The organism is Patescibacteria group bacterium, assembly GCA_028716045.1.
Taxonomy (GTDB): Bacteria; Patescibacteriota; Patescibacteriia; order JAQUQO01; family JAQUQO01; genus JAQUQO01.
Genome location: JAQUQO010000001.1, coordinates 125,224 through 141,406 on the forward strand (window position 1 = coordinate 125,224; position 16,183 = coordinate 141,406).

The following is a 16,183-nucleotide window of genomic DNA, read 5'->3' on the forward strand; positions in this document are numbered from 1 at the left end:
TAATCCCCAAATTAAACAATGGAAAAAGGAGGTTTTCAATGTCAATGTCGGGAAAAAATGGTAATGGGAACAATGGCAATGACCGCAGGGTAAAGATTAAGGGAATTATGAGTGCAGACGTCGGAAAGTCAGCGTTTTGTGGTAAATCACGAGAAGTAATCCCCTCGTATGAACCAAGATTCCCGTTTTTTGTGTGCGTGATTAAACCCGATCCATTTAAAGGGATAATGGTATCGCTCGGACGCAATTTCCCGGAGATAAAAAATCGGCTTTGTTCCGCGATAAATGGGAAAAAGCGGGAAAGTAAGGAGGAAGGAATAGCGGTAAGAAAAATTTTAAAAGCGGAAGATACGACGACGTTAGTGGAGGGGTTGAATAAACTGGGTCGCCTTATTATAAAAGGTACGATTAAAAAAAAGAGGGCCCGAACCAATTATATCCGTCCTTTCAGTGAGGCGCTGAGGATTTATTTTGATGACTACGAGGAACAGCAGAAGTTTTCCCCCTCGTTGCATTTTGGGTCCTCAGTCACATTATAAATTAAGTGCTTAGCGGGGATTTAAAACATAAAACCGTCTCGTCCCGAGTACTCGGGGTTTGAGCGGTTTTTTTATTTGCACCTTCATTTATTATTTAGATATCGCCGGACTGTTTTTTAGATAAAATCTCCAGGGTTTGTGTTTCCATTCCTCGGCATAATCAATGCCGATTCGTTTGGCGGATTTAATTTGGCGTTTATTATTTTTTTCTCCTTCCGTAATATAAAGCTCGTCGCCGTTTAATTTTTTTCCATTTAATTTTTTATCAATTTTCATTTCGCGGCAAAGTTTTCCCGGGCCATCCATTAATTTGGGATTATTATTTTTAAATCCGGCGACTGGTTCTAAGACGCGGATGAGCACAGCCGCCGGATAATTTCTATTTTCCGTGACGATATTAAAACAATAGTACATACCGTAGATTAAATAAATATAAGCCCGGCCGGCTTCGCCAAACATCAATTCCGTGCGCGGTGTGCGGCCGCGGGAAGCGTGGCTGGCCTTGTCTTCCGGACCGACATAGGCCTCGGTTTCCACAATCCGGCCGACTAATTTTTTCTTGCCGATTTTTCGCACCAGATATTTCCCCAGTAATTTTTTAGCGACTTTTAGAGTCGGCTGATTATAAAATTTTGGAGGCAGTTTTTTCATAAGAAAATCCCGACCGAAGTCTGCTTGCCAATAAGGCAGGCGCTGTGGGTCGGGTGGGAAGTTTTAGATAATTTAAATTCTTATTCTTATAACAATTCCAAAGCTTGAAACAGTGAAGTGGCTTCTATCAGTTTCAATTTAGTCGTGATTTTCTGGCTTAATTTAGGTAAAATGACCGTTTTAAATCCCAATTTTTCTATCTCCTTTAATCGTCTCTCCAGTTGATTTATGCCGCGTATTTCCCCACCAAGGCCTATTTCCCCTAAAATGACCGTATTCGCGTCTAAACCCTTATTTTTGGCCGCTGAAGCAATGGCCAGGGCCACGGCCAGGTCCGCAGCCGGTTCCTGGATTTTTAGCCCGCCGGCGACGTTCAGATAGACATCGGAAGCATTAAGATTTATTTTAGCCCTTTGAGTTAATACGGCAATTAAAACCTGCAGGCGGTTAGGGTTAAAGCCCTCGGATTTTCTTTGGGGATAGCCGAAGTTAGTTCTATTTACCAGCGCCTGTATTTCTACAAGGAGCGGACGCGAACCCTCTAAAATACAGGTGATTGCTGAACCCGGTGACGGAGTATTTTTATTTTGTAAAAAGATTAAAGATGGATTTTTTACTTCTTCCATACCACCGCCCGTCATTTCAAAAACGCCGACTTCGCCGGCGGAGCCAAAGCGATTTTTCACCGTGCGAAGCAGACGATAAGATTGATAACGCTCGCCTTCCAGATAAATTACGGTATCAACCAAGTGTTCCAAAGTTTTTGGTCCGGCTACCAATCCTTCCTTCGTCACGTGTCCGATGATGAATACAGGGATATTATTTTTTTTGGCGGTTTCCAGAAGTCTGACCGTGGAAGCCCGGACTTGGCTGATGCTTCCGGCCTCGCTCGGAATATCCGGAGAGTAAATCGTTTGGATGGAATCAATAATCGCGAGAATGGGCTTTTCTTTTTCCAGAGTGGCCACGATGGCGTTAACATCTGTTTCTCCTAAAAATGAAATATTTTTTCCGGAGAGTTTTAGCCGCTCCAAACGCAGTTTAATTTGTTCTCCAGATTCCTCACCGGAAACATAAAGCACGTTTCTGGTGTCGGACACCTTCGCGGCGATTTGGAGAATCAATGTTGATTTGCCGATTCCCGGTTCCCCGCCCAGAAGAGTTAAACTGCCCGGAACAATCCCTCCGCCGACGACTGCGTCAAATTCTTCCAAGCTGGTTTTTATTCTGGGGAATTGCAGGTGGTTTATTTCGGAAAATTTTACAGTTTTGCCGGCCACCGCCAGGGATTTTTTTTCTTCCTTAGTCGTAGTCGTCGCCACTTGTTCCAGCGTGCCCCAAGCCCCGCATTCCAAACACCGCCCGCCCCATTTTGGAGTTTGCGCGCCGCATTTGGAACATTCATATATTAAAAAGGATTTTGGCATAAAATTTTATTGCTGTTTTCCGCCAAGCTGTTGGCAGAAATTATTATAGTATTTGCTGGCGCTTCTGGCGTATTCTGCCGCTTGTTCGTTTTTGCCTTTGACGCCGCTTGCTCCGCCGTTATAGCCGGCGAAAGTCAGGGCAATATCTCCTCCGGACATAGGAAGGATAGTTTGAGATATTAATTTTCCCGAATATTCCATGGAGTTCGTTTTGCCGTTTGTTCCGTGGAAGAAATCTACGCAAGATGAGGAAGCCTGCGCGCAGTGGCCGCAAGGCGGGATTTGGCAAGTAAAACCATAGTCGCCGTTTCCTTGACCAATGGACGTTTTTTCCTCTGCGGAAGCGTTCTTTTGTATTGTTTTAGTGGAGCAACTATAACCAAGGCCATCCAAAGTGTCGGGCATTAATTGGGTTACGCCTACTTCTCCGCAGGGGCCCCTTTTGGCTTGGGCGTTACCGCGATTTTCTTGTTGGAAAATCGCGGCCATGATTAGCGGGTCCACTGCCGCTCTCTTGGCCGCAGTGAGAACATCGGCATCAATAACTTGCGCTAATTTGGTTTCATCATATCCTTTGCACGGTAAAACACTGCCCTTTAATTCTTTGGCGCTTTCAATGCTTTCTTTAACGGCAGCTTCCAAATAACGAATACTTAACGGTTTTAATTTTACCAGCCCCGGGTTTATTTCATAGAGAATCAGGTATGACCCCAGCGCTAAAAATAATCCGATGACTGCTCCTTTGATATAATCTTTCGCCTGATTAACCCTGTCCGGGCTTCCTCCGGCCGTCAGCCAAATTGTACCTCCGATGGCAATCATAATAATTGCCACAATACCGACGATGCCTAGGGCGTAATTGTAGATAGCGGCGATGTATTCGGCTATCCACGGGATTTGCAGGTATTTTTTCCCGCCGATTTCTAATTCGGTAGGACCGGAAAATTTACTAAAATCGCCAATGGGTATTTGCAGGTCGGGCAGAACAATTTTCGGCGCGGGTTCGCCGGAAGGCGGCGGAGTTTGTGGGGCCGCAGGTTTAATACATTTATATTTGTTGGAAGTATAGGGTTCGCCGCCTACAATCCGCACATCTGTTCCTGTAAGTTTTTTTTCTAATCCTTCGCAGCATTGTTTTCCGGTGTTTTCATTATATTCCATGTTTTCTTCCACACAGTCCGCGGCATTAACTATTATTGGAGATAGAAAAAGAAGTAACATCAAAAATACTGTTTTTTTTATTAATAGAAATGAGAGATTATTTTTCATTTTATTCGCTTAGTTGTATTTTATGAAGATTGCCGGTTTGGTAATCGGTAAAAAATAGAAATTTTTGGTCTTGGGAAACCATAATGTCTTTGACCGTGAAAGTTCCGCCATAGGTTTCCGCCAGGAGAGTTTTTATGCCGGTAGCGACGTCAATTTTATAAAGAGTGTCTGCGGTTTGATTTTTGTAATCCGCCACTAAGGCCGCTCCCTTGGGCAGTGATTTGGGGACAGCGCAATAAACAACGTTTTCCTCGGCAAAAACGCATTTATCAGCCCAAGTATTGATATTCAGGGGACGGCGGTTACTGCCGGTTTCATCCCCGCCGATATTGCTGACCCAAAGCTCCGGCTTGGAATCCGAAAGCTGGTTATAGACGCTAAAAAGAAGTTGCTCTCCGGATGGCGCCCAGCGTTCGGCAAAACCGTAGCCCGGAAGCGTCAGAAGTTTGTAATTTTCCTGATTGGGCCCGATGAAATATAATTTTTGTTTGTCAGCGCCGGCACCGTTGGCGTACATCGCCACCATTTGCCGGTTAGGCGACCAATCCACAATGACCTTATCAGCTTCCGTTCCCAATTCTTGAATGGCCTTGGCCTCGGAGCCGTCGCCATTGGCAATTAAGAGCCAGCGGTTGTTAACATCCTCGCCGATACTCTTAGAAGCGATTTCGTCTCCGGTTGGAGAAAAATTAAAATCTGTCCAGTGTTTTGGCAGAGTGATTTGCTGGCCGGTTTTAAAATTAAAAATAACATTAGAGCCGTCGGGATATTCCAACACCGATTTTTCTCTTGTCGGAGACCAGGCGATATCGCTCACGTTATAAAAAGTTTTATCGGTAAGCAGGGTTGGTTTTCCTTCCGGAGTGAGGCGATAAAATTTGCCTTCATTTCTATTGTAATAAAGCAAATTGCGGCCGTCAGTATCCAAAGTCACTCCGGTAGTCGCATTGGCTACTAAAGTCGTCACTGCCGTCAATCCGCCTTTGGCGGTTTTGGAAACGCCTTCGGGTAATACTTCGGGGGCGGTCAGCGGCTCGGCGGTTTTTGGCGGGGTTACTTCTTCCGCCGGAACGGTAATCCCTCCCGGCCGTTCTTCTCCCGCCGGCAGCAACCCCGGAGTTACTGTTGGCGGAGTAGTGACTGGCGGGGGAGTAATTGCCGGCTTTAAAAAGGCCGTGTAAATCAAATATCCAGCCGCGATAACCACCGCGATAAATAAAATTATCAGCGCGATTTTTTTCCAATTAAAATTCATATAATTTATTTTTATTTATTAAAATAGCGTATCAGTTAGAAATTTCTGCATCTGGTCAGAATTACCGTAAAGATATTCTATGAAGCGGAATGTCAGGTTATTCTTTACTAGGGCGTAAATCAAAGAAAAAATTCCGCAGATTATGACAAGTAAAAAAATATCAATCACAAACATTAAGAGTATTTCAAAAATGCCGATAGACCCGCTGAACCATTCTTTTTTAAAATCCCCCTTATTTATAAACCATTCGGCCCCAAACGGGCAGAAATATCTTAATTTAAAGACACTCACCATAAAAAAATGAAAATTGATGTAGATTGTTCCGACCAGCGTGCCCCAGCCGAGCGCCCCCAATGCCAGCCAGGCCTTAGTTAAAAGTTGGGCGGTTAATCTTTGGCTAGCCACTGCGGCAACTCCTTCTTTGGTTTTTAAAGATTCTTCAATCAGGCCTTTGTTTTTCTTTGCTTCTTGGCGTAACCGAGCCAACATACTTTTCGTTTCTACTGGAGGTGTCGGTGCGTTATCCACGGTTTTTTCTTCCGGAGTTCTTTGACTTGGCGGGAGGTTAAGACCCGATTTTCTTTGCCGTTTAAATTCTTTAGCCCAGTTTCTTTGTTCTTCATTGGCGATTGCCATATAAATTTTAAGCCATTTGTCGAAGGATACTTATCCGTTCTTCTGTCGGCGGATGGGTGGAAAAAAGTTTGGAAAAATAAGCGCGCGAAGAGCCGAAAGGATTGGCGATGTAAAGATGGGCGGTGGCGTTGTTAGCTCCTTGAAGCGGAGTTTTGTTCTGCGATATTTTTTCCAGCGCCCGGGCCAGTCCTTCAGGATAGCGGGTGAGAAGCGCTCCGTCGGCGTCCGCCAAAAATTCTCTTTTGCGCGAGATGGCGAGTTGGATTAGTTTGGCGATTAGAGGCGAGAGTATGGCAAGAATAATGCCGGCGATAAATAAAATGGCGCCGACTTGCCCGCCACGGTCGTTATTGTTTTTATGTCCGGAAAATTGGAAACGCACCATCCAGTCAGCCAGTAGCGCGATAATTCCTACTAGCACGATAATAATAGTCATCAGGCGAATGTCATAATTTTTAATATGCGAGAGTTCATGGGCAATCACTCCTTCCAATTCTTCATTTTCTAATTTTTCTACGATTCCCGTGGTCAGGGCGATGGAAGCGTGTTCAGGGTCGCGGCCAGTGGCAAAGGCATTGGGAGCGGGGTCGGGGATTAAATATATTTTGGGCGTTTGCAGTCCCGCGGCAATACAAAGATTTTCCACCAGGCGATAAACGTAGGGATTATCCTGTTTGGCAATCGGCTTGGCGCCGGCGGTCCAAAGAGCCACTTTATCTCCGCCGTAATAGCTTGTTAAACTCATCAGCACGGAGATAATAATGGCAATCACCAGCCCGAAATTTCCCAGTTCATAAAGTTGCCCGAAAAACCAGCCAAGGAATAAGATAAAAATTACAAAAATAATAATCAACAGAGCCGTTTTTCGTTTATTGGAGGTGATTTGGTCGTGCATAGAAACATTAAAGCATAAAAGCAAAAAAACAAGAAAACAAGTTTGCTTTATTGCTTCTATTATACCAATATCTTGACATTTTGTCTAAAATATGCCATAATTATTAGATATTGAAAAATGCTCTTTAAAATTAACATTCCTGGCTTTCTTTAGGTATTAGTTTTTCTATTCTCCCCCTTAGGATAAGGGGGAATAAAAGGGGGTTACGATTCCTTCTTGTTTCTTTCATAACCCCTCCCACCCTCCCCTTATCTTAAGGGGAGGAGAAGAATCATAATCAAAACAAGGCCGGGAATGGTTTCTGGCTTGCAAAACATGGTAAGCTCTAAGTCCGCGCATAGGGTGCGGATATGGAGTACGCCGAGGAGGTAATAAAGATGAGTAAAAGAGGAAGTGAATTTTTGAAAGGTTTTGGGACAGGTTATGAAATTTTAAAGGTGATTATTAATGCGGTTTTAGACCGCGGCGGCACGGATGACAACCTGCGGTGTATTATTGCCGAAGGGTCAACTCTCCCGCACCAAATCGCCGAGCTTGTTCTCGGCACTGGCAAACAGGAAGTCAAAGAGCAAGGAACTCCACCGCCCAAAAAGTTCTCTATTTGGAAAACCATTAACCTTGGCGTTGGCCCTCGGACTGCTACCGAGATTATTAAAGATTTTAATAAGATGAGTCCGCGTATGGAGATCAGCGGTTTAGCATCTGCTTTAATTGGTAATCCGTCAGAGTTTTTTGTGGCCTTTAAAGAGTTAGAAGTGAATCTTGTGATTGTCACTGTTAAAGAGCTTGGTTTTGAAGATGGAGTATGCTCCTATCAAGATATTTGTACTCGCGGTATAAAGATGGGGTTAACACTTTGCCCTCCAGAAGTAGGACCACAGCTCCGTCGGCAGTATTTTGGTCGGGGATTTCTTTGGATTGCCATGAACCCTATTACTGTCTTCGGAGGGGATAGTTATATATTTGTAGTCGGCACCAGGGGTGGCGAGCTAGATATTTCTACTTCCGATGCGATTTCTCATAAAAAAGAAAGCTGGGGCCCTAATTGTCCATTTGTTTTTATTTGTCTCCAACCGTAGTTACAGTTTATTATCAAACTCAAACCCCTCCGACATTTTATCGGAGGGGTCTTTTATTTTTTTATATTGTTTTAATGTTTTTGTGTTCTCGTGTTAAAATGCCACTCGCGGCAATTCCTTTTCTCCCTCAGCCGCTTCAAAAAATTCTTTGGCTTTGAAGCCGAGCATTCCTGCTACCATGTTGGCGGGAAATTTTTGCAGTTTGGTGTTAAAGATGCGGACGTTGTTGTTATAGAATCTTCGCGCTGCCTGGATTTTATCTTCAGCGTCAGTCAGTTCATCTTGTAAACGCATAAAATTATTTGAGGCCTTAAGGTCAGGATAGGCCTCGGCCACGGCAAATAAAGATTTTAAAGTGTTGGAAAGCATGTTTTCCGCCTGGGCGTGTTCTTCCATGGTTTTGGCCCCCATAGCCGCGGCGCGGGCGGTAGTCACTTTTTCAAAAACCGAGGACTCGTGCTTAGCATAGGCCTTCACAGTTTCCACTAAATTTGGAATCAGGTTATAACGCCTTTTCAGCTGGACATCAATGTCTGACCAGGCCTCATCAGCTTGATTGCGGCGGCTGATAAGCCCGTTGTAGGTAAAAATGAGCCAAACGATTATTAGAGCCAAAAGCCCTAAAAGCGCGTAAATAATTTCCATAAATTTTCTTTTTTAACCCTCAATTTGGGGGATTATTTATATTGATTAAATTAGCGATTTAATATAAAATAAAAATAAGCATTTCTTATTTAAATTATAAGTAAAAATCGGTTAAAAGTCAATTTATATGAGTAAGATTAGCAAGGCCATTTTTAAGGCCTATGACATCAGGGGGATTTGCCCGACAGAAATCAATCCGGAAGTGGCTAAAAGGGTCGGCCAGGCCGTGGTGGAGTTTACCAAAGCCAAAATCGTGGTGGTGGGCAGGGACGCTCGGGAAAGCAGTGAAGAACTTAGCCGCGCTGTGGTTGAAGGCGTAATTTCTATGGGCGCGGACGTGGTGGATATCGGACTTTGTTCCACCCCGATTTTTAATTTTGCGGTAGCCGAGAACATCGATTTTGAGGCCGGAATTATGGTGACAGCTTCGCACAATCCCGCAGAATACAATGGGTTTAAAATGGATTTTAATGATGGATTGCCTGTGAGTAGGGGCGCGGGGATGGAAGAAATTAAAAATTTGGTATCGGTCGGCAATTTTAAGGAAGCTCCTAAAAAGGGGGCGGTAAAGGAGCGGGATTATCTTTTGGAATATCTGGAGAGAGTTTTTACCTTAGTTGATAAAAATGAAATAAAAAAATTAAAAGTAGTGGTTGATACAGGAAACGGCATGGGAGGTTTAACAATGTCAAAAGTTTTTGAAAGAATACCGCCGGAGCTCGTGCCTCTTTATTTTGAACTTGATGGCACTTTCCCTAATCACGAAGCCAATCCTTTGAAAGAGGAAAATTTAGTCGCTTTAAAAGAAAAAGTTTTAGCAGTTGGCGCTGATTTAGGAGTGGCTTTTGACGGCGATGCCGACCGGGTTGGTTTTATTGATGAAAAAGGAGAAACGATTTCCGGCGACCTTATCACCGCTCTTATTGCCCAAGAATTACTAAGAATAAAGGGGAGCGGGAGAGTATTATATGATTTGCGTTCCAGTAATATTGTTTCCGAAGTAGTTAAAGCGGCGGGAGGAGAACCGGAGATGTGCGCCGTGGGGCATGCGACTATTAAAAAAATAATGGCAGAAAAAAAGGCGCTTTTTGCCGGCGAGCTTTCTTCTCATTTTTATTATCGCGATTTTTATAATGTGGAATCAGGGGACTTAACCCTACTTCTTGTTTTATCGCTTCTTTCGCGTTCCGGAGGAAAAATGTCAGCCCTGGCAGCCCCGCTTAAAAAGTATTTCCAGTCAGGAGAAATTAATTCCGAAGTGGAGAATAAAGAAGAGATAATGAAAAAATTGGAAGAAATTTACGGCCTAAAAGCAAAAAGTATTTCCCATATTGACGGAATTAGGATTGATTTGGATGGCTGGTGGTTTAATGTCCGGCCCTCCAATACCGAACCGTTGCTACGCCTTAATTTAGAAGCGGAAACTAAGGAGATAATGGAAGAAAAAAGGGATGAAATCTTAAATGTCATAAAGGGGTAATTTATGGTCGGTATATTTGACTCTGGCATCGGCGGGCTTACAGTCGTCCGGGAACTGCAAAAAAAACTCCCCAAATACGATTTAATATATTTTGGCGATACAGCGCGCACTCCCTATGGCACCAAAAGTAAAGAAACCATTGTTAAATACGCTTTGGAGGATGCGCAAATTTTACTTAATAGGGGAGCGAAAGTGATAATTATTGCCTGTAATACTGCCTCGGCCGTGGCTTATGAGACCTTGAAAGAAAAATTCAAAGTACCGGTTTTTGAAGTGATTACGCCGGCAGTCAGGCGGGCCTTGGAATTAACGCAGAACAAGAGAATCGGCGTGATTGGCACGACTGCCACTATCAATAGCAGTATTTACGAAAAGTTGCTTAAAGAGGGCAGAGAAAAAATAGAGGTTTTTTCCGCCGCTTGCCCGCTCCTTGTGCCTTTGGTTGAGGAAGGGTGGCTGGATACTCGCGAGACCAAAATGATAGTAAAAAAATATCTGCATCCTTTGCGGACGAAGAGCGTTGGTACCTTGATTCTGGGCTGTACGCATTACCCGTTGCTTAAAAAAATAATTCAGCCGCGGATTGGCAAGCGGGTTAATCTCGTGGATTCAGCCGAAGAGGTGGTTAAAGAATTCCAGCAATTTTTAAAAGATAATCCTAAAATAGACGCTGAATTAAGTAAAACCAGCCAAGCGAAGTATTTAGCTTCAGATGTTTCGGCTCGTTTTCAAAATATCGCCGAAAAGTGGCTTAGTAAAAAAGTGGAGTTGGAGCGGGTTGATGTTCTTTGATTAAAAAAGAAAAGCGCCCGATGAGTCGAGCGCTGGGAGATATTGAAAAAAAGAGTTTTACGAACGTTTGATGAAGTGGTGACTGTTGGCGGGATACTCCGTATCTTTTTCATATCCTTCATTCTTTAAGAACCATTCCATAATTTTCAATGCTGCGTCGGCATCTTTCTCGTTAAAAAATATTTCCTCGACGGCATCCTCGCCATTACCCTCACCATTTTTATATACTTTAAACATCCATATTACTAAAAGGCCAATATCCATTTCGGAAATTACGAGATGTAACCTTTTTTCCATTGTTTTTCCTCCTTTTTATGGTTTAAAAGTTAAATTTTATTATTCTAAATTAATATAATATAATACCATATTTTAACAATTTTGTCAAGTAGAGACGCGATTAATCGCGTCTCTACGCAAATTAAAATTTTTACATGTTTTACACCATTATCATCTTTATCGCGGTTTTAAGCATCTTAGTTTTAGCCCATGAATTTGGGCATTTTATTGTTGCCAAAAAACGAGGCGTGAAAGTGGAAGAATTTGGCGTCGGTTTCCCGCCGCGCTTATGGGGCATTAAAAGAGGCGAGACGATTTATTCTATCAATTGGGTGCCGCTCGGCGGATTTGTGAAATTAAAAGGCGAAGGCGGTGAGGACACGGAAGATTTGGATAGTTTTGCTCATAAGAAAATTTGGGAACGCAGTTTAATTATCAGCGCCGGAGTTATAATGAACATCTTGCTTGCCGCTCTGCTTTTGGGTATCGGGTTCATTTTTGGCATCCCGCAGGCGATTGATGAAAATTTGCCGTCTTACGCCAAAGTCAGTGACCAAAAAATTAACATTATGGAAGTTATTGACGGTTATCCGGCTAAGGCGGCGGAGATAGAACTCGGAGATGTAGTTTCATCTATTGATGGCAATGAATACAAAAAAATCACGGAGATGCAAAATTATTTGGCTGATAAAAACGGTCAGCCGGTTATTTTTAAAATTCAACGGGGCGAAGAAGTGATGGAAAAAGAAATTGCGCCAGTAATATTGGAAGAGGGTTACGCGGGAATCGGAGTGGGGCTGGTGGAAAGCGGCAAAATTTCTTATCCTTGGCATTTGGCCTTTTGGGAAGGCCTGAAGGCGACCATTATATTGTTGAAGGCGATAATCTTAGCTTTTTACGAATTGTTTAAAAATTTAATTTTAGGTTACGGTTTAACGGCGGAATTATCCGGACCCGTGGGGATAGCGGTGGTGACCGGCAAAGTGGCGCGGATGGGCATTTTACATTTATTGCAGTTTACTGCCATTCTTTCCGTGAATTTAGCGATTATTAATTTTTTACCGTTTCCCGCGTTGGACGGCGGCAGATTTTTATTTTTAATCATAGAAAAAATCCGCCGCAAACCAGTTAATCAAAAAATAGAAAATTTTGTGCATAACACCGGCTTTCTCCTCTTGATGCTTCTTGTGATAATTGTCACTTATCAGGACATCGTCAGATTCGGCGGAAAATTCTTGGAAATTTGGCAGAAGATTATTAATTAGTTTTAGCCCCTTTCATTAGAGCGTTAAATTTGTTAAAATATTAGCGGTTAACTCCTATTACCTTATGAAGGAAAAATTACAAAATCTTAAAGATTCGGCGAACAAAGAAATCCTTGGTTGCAGGAATTTGGATTCTTTGCGCGAGCTGGAAATAAAATATCTTGGACGGAAAGGCGAACTCACGCAAGTCCTGCGCGGCTTGGGAGGGTTATCTATTGAAGAAAAAAAAGAAACAGGGCCTTTGGCTAATGAGGTTAAGATATTTATTACCAAGCTATTGGCGGAAAAAGAGCGGGGGCTTCAAGATGAAAGTTTTAAGGAGGAGTTGGGGAAAGAAGCCGTGGATATCACGGAACCCGGACGAGGGAGAGAATTTGGGCATTTGCATCCCAACACCACTATTCAATACGGTCTGGAAGATTTTTTTAAATCTTTGGGGTTTATGGTTTTAGACGGGCCGGAGTTGGAATCGGATTTCTATAATTTTACCGCTGTCAATATCCCGCCCGGACATCCGGCGAGAGATATGCAGGATACTTTTTATATCAATGGTCACCCCGATTGGGTAATGAGAACTCATACTTCCCCGGTTCAGGTGCGGGCAATGGAGAAATACGGCGCGCCCCTGCGGATGATTGTGCCGGGGAAATGCTTTCGCAACGAGAATACTGACGTGCGCCATGAGCACACTTTTTACCAGCTGGAAGGAGTGATGATAGATAAAAATATAAGCTTTAATCATTTGAAGGGGATGGTGGAGGCAGTGGCAAGATATTTATACGGCGATGACACCAAGGTTCGTTTGCGTCCGAAATTTTATCCTTTTGTGGAGCCGGGAGTGAACGGCGAAGTGAGTTGTTTCTTGTGCAAAGGCAAGGGTTGCCGTTTATGCAAAAATACCGGCTGGCTGGAGATTTTTGGCGCCGGCATGATTCACCCCAATGTTTTAAAGGCCGGCAAAATAGATTATAAAAAATATCGGGGATTTGCTTTTGGTTTTGGTTTGACGCGCCTGGTGATGCTTAAATACGACATTGAAGACGTGCGACTTTTGGAAAGCGGCGATTTAAGATTCTTAAGACAATTTTAATATTATGAAAATATCATATAACTGGCTCAAAGATTTTGTTGCCATCAAGGGTTCTCCCGAAGAAATTGGAAAAAAATTTACCGCCCATACGGTTGAAGTGGAGGGTATAGAAAATTTACGCGAGAGTTTTAAAAATATCGTTGTCGGAAAAATTTTAGAAATCAGCAATCATCCCAATGCCGACAAGTTAAAGATTGTTAAAGTAGATATTGGTCAGAAAGATATTGAACTGGTTTGCGGCGGGACAAATTTAAAATTGGGTCAGCTCGTGGCCGTGGCTTTGCCGGGGGCGAAAGTCCGCTGGCACGGGGAGGGCGATTTGGTCGAGCTTCAACCGGCTAAGGTGCGCGGGGTGGAGAGTGCAGGCATGATTTGCGGCGCGAGCGAAATAGGTCTGGAAAAAATTTATCCCCATGACGACCATGAGATTTTGGATTTAAGTGATTTGAAATTAAAAATTGGAGAAAATTTAGCAACGGCGCTTGGTTATGACGATGTCATTTATGATATTGATAATAAATCATTAACTAATCGTCCGGACCTTTTTGGGCATTATGGGCTGGCTCGCGAAGTGGCGGCTTTTACCGGCGGTCAGTTTAAAGGATACAAAGTTCCGCCAATCAAGCCGGGCGGGTCCCTTAATTTAGAAGCCAGGGTTGAAGAGCCAAAACTTTGCCCGCGTTATATGGCCGTCGCGATGGAAAATATAAAAATCGGACCTTCTCCGGAATGGTTGAGTAAACGTCTTTCGGCCTGCGGTTTTCGTCCCGTCAACAATATCGTCGATATAACTAATTATGTTCTTTTGGAATTGGGTCAGCCGATGCACGCGTTTGATACCCGCCGTCTTAATTTAAGATTTAAAAATCAATCCTTCGACAGGCTCAGGATTGACTCTGAGCCTATCAACTCGCTTCGCTCGCTCGGGGCGAATGCTGAGCCTGTCGAAGCAGAGCAAAGCCGAATGGGTCAAAAGTCAACATCAATCGTAGTTCGTCGGGCCAAAGCCGGGGAGATGTTTGTCACTTTAGACGGCGCCAGCCGCGGTTTGGATAGCTCCATGCTTGTTATTACTGACGAAGAGCACCCGGTAGCGCTAGCGGGGATTATGGGCGGCGAAGAGAGCGAAATTAAAGAAGAGACGACATCAATCATTTTTGAGTCAGCTTCTTTTGACGCGGCCAATATCCGCCAAACTTCAAGCAAGCTCGGATTGCGCACGGAGTCCTCCATGCGCTTTGAAAAATCATTGGACCCGAATTTAGCGGAAGTCGCTTTGGCGCGCGCTGTGGAGCTTGTCAAAAAATTAATACCCGGAGCGCGTGAGGCCAGTAAAGTAGCAGATATTAGAAAGTTTAAATTAAATCAAGGGCCGATTAAGACCGATATTGATTTTTTCCAAGAACAAATCGGGGAGAGTATCAAACCGCCGGTTATCGTTAAAATCTTAAAAGATTTGGGTTTTGGAGTGAAAATTTCCGGTAAAAAATTGTCGGTCAGAATTCCTTCTTGGCGGGCCGCTAAGGACGTTTCAATACCCGAAGATTTAGTGGAAGAAGTTATACGGATTTATGGTTTTGATAATATCAAAGGAGAAATGCCGTCGGTGATGCTGGAAGTTCCGGAAGTAAACAAAGAGAGGGAAGGGGAAAGAAAAATAAAGACGATTTTATCTTTGGGAGAAGGGATGGATGAAGTTTATAATTATTCTTTTTTAAGCGAGAAAGATTTACAAAAAAGCGGATTTTCCTCTGCCTCGGCTATCGGGCTAGCCAACTCTTTATCCGAAGAATTAAATGTTTTGCGTCCAAGTTTAATCCCGGGATTACTAAAAAATGCGGTGGAGAATTTAAAATATTTTGATCATTTTGGTATTTTTGAGTTCGGCAGAATTTTTGAGCCGCCCGACGGAGAATTTTTAGTCGGCGGAGAAAACCGAGCATTTTTGCCCCGCGAACCATATCATGTGGCGGGATTAATGGTCGGCGAAGAGAAAGATTTTTTCTTTAAAATTAAAAAGGTAGTGGAGAATTTATTCTCTGAATTGGGTGTTGCCGCGGAATTCGCTAAAGCGGGGGACATTGCCGTTTTTGCTCATCCGGCGCGTTTCGCTGAAATTATAATTAACGGTAAAATTGTCGGGGCGCTCGGCGAGATAAATCCGTTGACGGCCAATAATTTTGACATTAAAAAGAAAATAGCTTTTTTTGAAATTGATCTATCCTTTGTCCTGGCCGCTGGCCGAGGAAAGAAAAAGTATTCCCCGTTGCTGAAATATCCGGAGATTAAGAGAGATTTAGCCATAGTCGTTAGCGAGAGTGTGGCGTGGGGAGAAGTGGCCAAGGCCATATTTGACCTTGATAAACACATTATTAAAGATGTGCTATTATTCGACGTATATCGCGGGGAAAATTTAGGCGCGGGCAAGAAGAGCTTAGCTTTTCATATCGTTTACCGCGCGGACGATCGCACGCTTGAAACCAAAGAAGTTGAGGAAGTCCAAAAACAGATTATCAAAAAGCTGGAAGAAAAATTCAGCGCGGAAACTAGAAAATAAAATAATATAATTATGTTTGAAACAAGCAAAGACCTGCTCTATGTTATTTTGGCGTTTTGTATTTTATGGTTCACAATTTTTATTTGTTGGGCCATATATTACTTCGCCATGATTTTAAAGCAGTTTAATAAGACCCTACACAGCGTTTCCAATGTTGTGGAAAAATTCAGCGGCCTGGTTGATTTTGCCAAAGAAAAACTTGACCTCACCTCTAATGTTTTAGCGTTGATTTTTACGGGCATCAAGGAGGGGATTGGTTATTTACAAGAAAAGAAAAGCGCGAAAAGCAGGGGGAAGAAAAAATAAAAAATAAAATAAAAAATGAAA

At 43.2% G+C, this 16,183-nt stretch carries 16 protein-coding genes; 8 read left to right on the plus strand and 8 right to left on the minus strand.

What is annotated here, in order from left to right:
* The first annotated feature begins 44 nt into the window (after positions 1-44).
* A complete protein-coding gene (locus PHG22_00575; GenBank protein MDD5490272.1) occupies positions 45-539 on the plus strand; it encodes a hypothetical protein in 495 nt (164 codons plus the stop codon).
* Between the two features lie 90 nt (positions 540-629).
* Here PHG22_00575 and PHG22_00580 read toward each other — a convergent pair whose 3' ends face one another.
* The 6 genes from PHG22_00580 to PHG22_00605 form a co-directional block, all read right to left on the minus strand.
* Positions 630-1,190, minus strand: coding sequence for a DNA-3-methyladenine glycosylase (locus PHG22_00580; protein MDD5490273.1), 561 nt, complete (start codon positions 1,188-1,190; stop codon positions 630-632).
* An 86-nt stretch (positions 1,191-1,276) separates the two neighbouring features.
* Positions 1,277-2,617 carry a DNA repair protein RadA gene (gene radA, locus PHG22_00585; GenBank protein ID MDD5490274.1) on the minus strand — a complete coding sequence of 447 codons (1,341 nt, stop codon included), beginning with the start codon at positions 2,615-2,617 and terminating at the stop codon, positions 1,277-1,279.
* Between the two features lie 6 nt (positions 2,618-2,623).
* On the minus strand, positions 2,624-3,886 hold the full coding sequence (locus tag PHG22_00590) for a hypothetical protein (protein MDD5490275.1): 1,263 nt from the start codon (positions 3,884-3,886) through the stop codon (positions 2,624-2,626).
* 1 nt (position 3,887) lies between these two features.
* Positions 3,888-5,141, minus strand: coding sequence for a hypothetical protein (locus PHG22_00595; GenBank protein ID MDD5490276.1), 1,254 nt, complete (start codon positions 5,139-5,141; stop codon positions 3,888-3,890).
* Between the two features lie 18 nt (positions 5,142-5,159).
* Positions 5,160-5,777: a hypothetical protein gene (locus PHG22_00600; protein ID MDD5490277.1), complete on the minus strand. Its 618-nt coding sequence runs from the start codon at positions 5,775-5,777 to the stop codon at positions 5,160-5,162.
* 7 nt (positions 5,778-5,784) lie between these two features.
* A complete protein-coding gene (locus PHG22_00605) occupies positions 5,785-6,672 on the minus strand; it encodes a M48 family metallopeptidase (GenBank protein MDD5490278.1) in 888 nt (295 codons plus the stop codon).
* 350 nt (positions 6,673-7,022) lie between these two features.
* Between PHG22_00605 and PHG22_00610 the strand changes: the two genes are divergently transcribed.
* The gene (locus tag PHG22_00610) at positions 7,023-7,751 is read left to right on the plus strand and encodes a hypothetical protein (protein ID MDD5490279.1); all 729 of its coding nucleotides are present in this window, start codon (positions 7,023-7,025) and stop codon (positions 7,749-7,751) included.
* A 93-nt stretch (positions 7,752-7,844) separates the two neighbouring features.
* Here PHG22_00610 and PHG22_00615 read toward each other — a convergent pair whose 3' ends face one another.
* Entirely contained in the window at positions 7,845-8,396 is a 552-nt protein-coding gene (locus PHG22_00615; GenBank protein MDD5490280.1) for a LemA family protein, read from the minus strand.
* Positions 8,397-8,523: 127 nt separating this feature from the next.
* Between PHG22_00615 and PHG22_00620 the strand changes: the two genes are divergently transcribed.
* Positions 8,524-9,876, plus strand: a complete 1,353-nt coding sequence (locus PHG22_00620; GenBank protein MDD5490281.1) for a phosphomannomutase/phosphoglucomutase — start codon at positions 8,524-8,526, stop codon at positions 9,874-9,876.
* A gap of 3 nt (positions 9,877-9,879) precedes the next feature.
* Positions 9,880-10,668, plus strand: coding sequence for a glutamate racemase (gene murI, locus PHG22_00625; GenBank protein ID MDD5490282.1), 789 nt, complete (start codon positions 9,880-9,882; stop codon positions 10,666-10,668).
* A gap of 57 nt (positions 10,669-10,725) precedes the next feature.
* Here the strand turns inward: murI and PHG22_00630 are convergent, their stop codons facing one another.
* Complete coding sequence (locus PHG22_00630; GenBank protein ID MDD5490283.1) at positions 10,726-10,965, minus strand: hypothetical protein; 240 nt, start codon at positions 10,963-10,965, stop codon at positions 10,726-10,728.
* 134 nt (positions 10,966-11,099) lie between these two features.
* Between PHG22_00630 and rseP the strand changes: the two genes are divergently transcribed.
* The 4 genes from rseP (at position 11,100) to PHG22_00650 (ending at position 16,162) form a co-directional block, all read left to right on the plus strand.
* Complete coding sequence (gene rseP / locus PHG22_00635) at positions 11,100-12,209, plus strand: RIP metalloprotease RseP (protein ID MDD5490284.1); 1,110 nt, start codon at positions 11,100-11,102, stop codon at positions 12,207-12,209.
* 64 nt (positions 12,210-12,273) lie between these two features.
* Positions 12,274-13,299 carry a phenylalanine--tRNA ligase subunit alpha gene (pheS, locus tag PHG22_00640; protein MDD5490285.1) on the plus strand — a complete coding sequence of 342 codons (1,026 nt, stop codon included), beginning with the start codon at positions 12,274-12,276 and terminating at the stop codon, positions 13,297-13,299.
* 4 nt (positions 13,300-13,303) lie between these two features.
* The gene (gene pheT / locus PHG22_00645) at positions 13,304-15,856 is read left to right on the plus strand and encodes a phenylalanine--tRNA ligase subunit beta (GenBank protein MDD5490286.1); all 2,553 of its coding nucleotides are present in this window, start codon (positions 13,304-13,306) and stop codon (positions 15,854-15,856) included.
* 12 nt (positions 15,857-15,868) lie between these two features.
* Positions 15,869-16,162, plus strand: a complete 294-nt coding sequence (locus PHG22_00650) for a hypothetical protein (GenBank protein ID MDD5490287.1) — start codon at positions 15,869-15,871, stop codon at positions 16,160-16,162.
* Positions 16,163-16,183 lie beyond the last annotated feature (21 nt).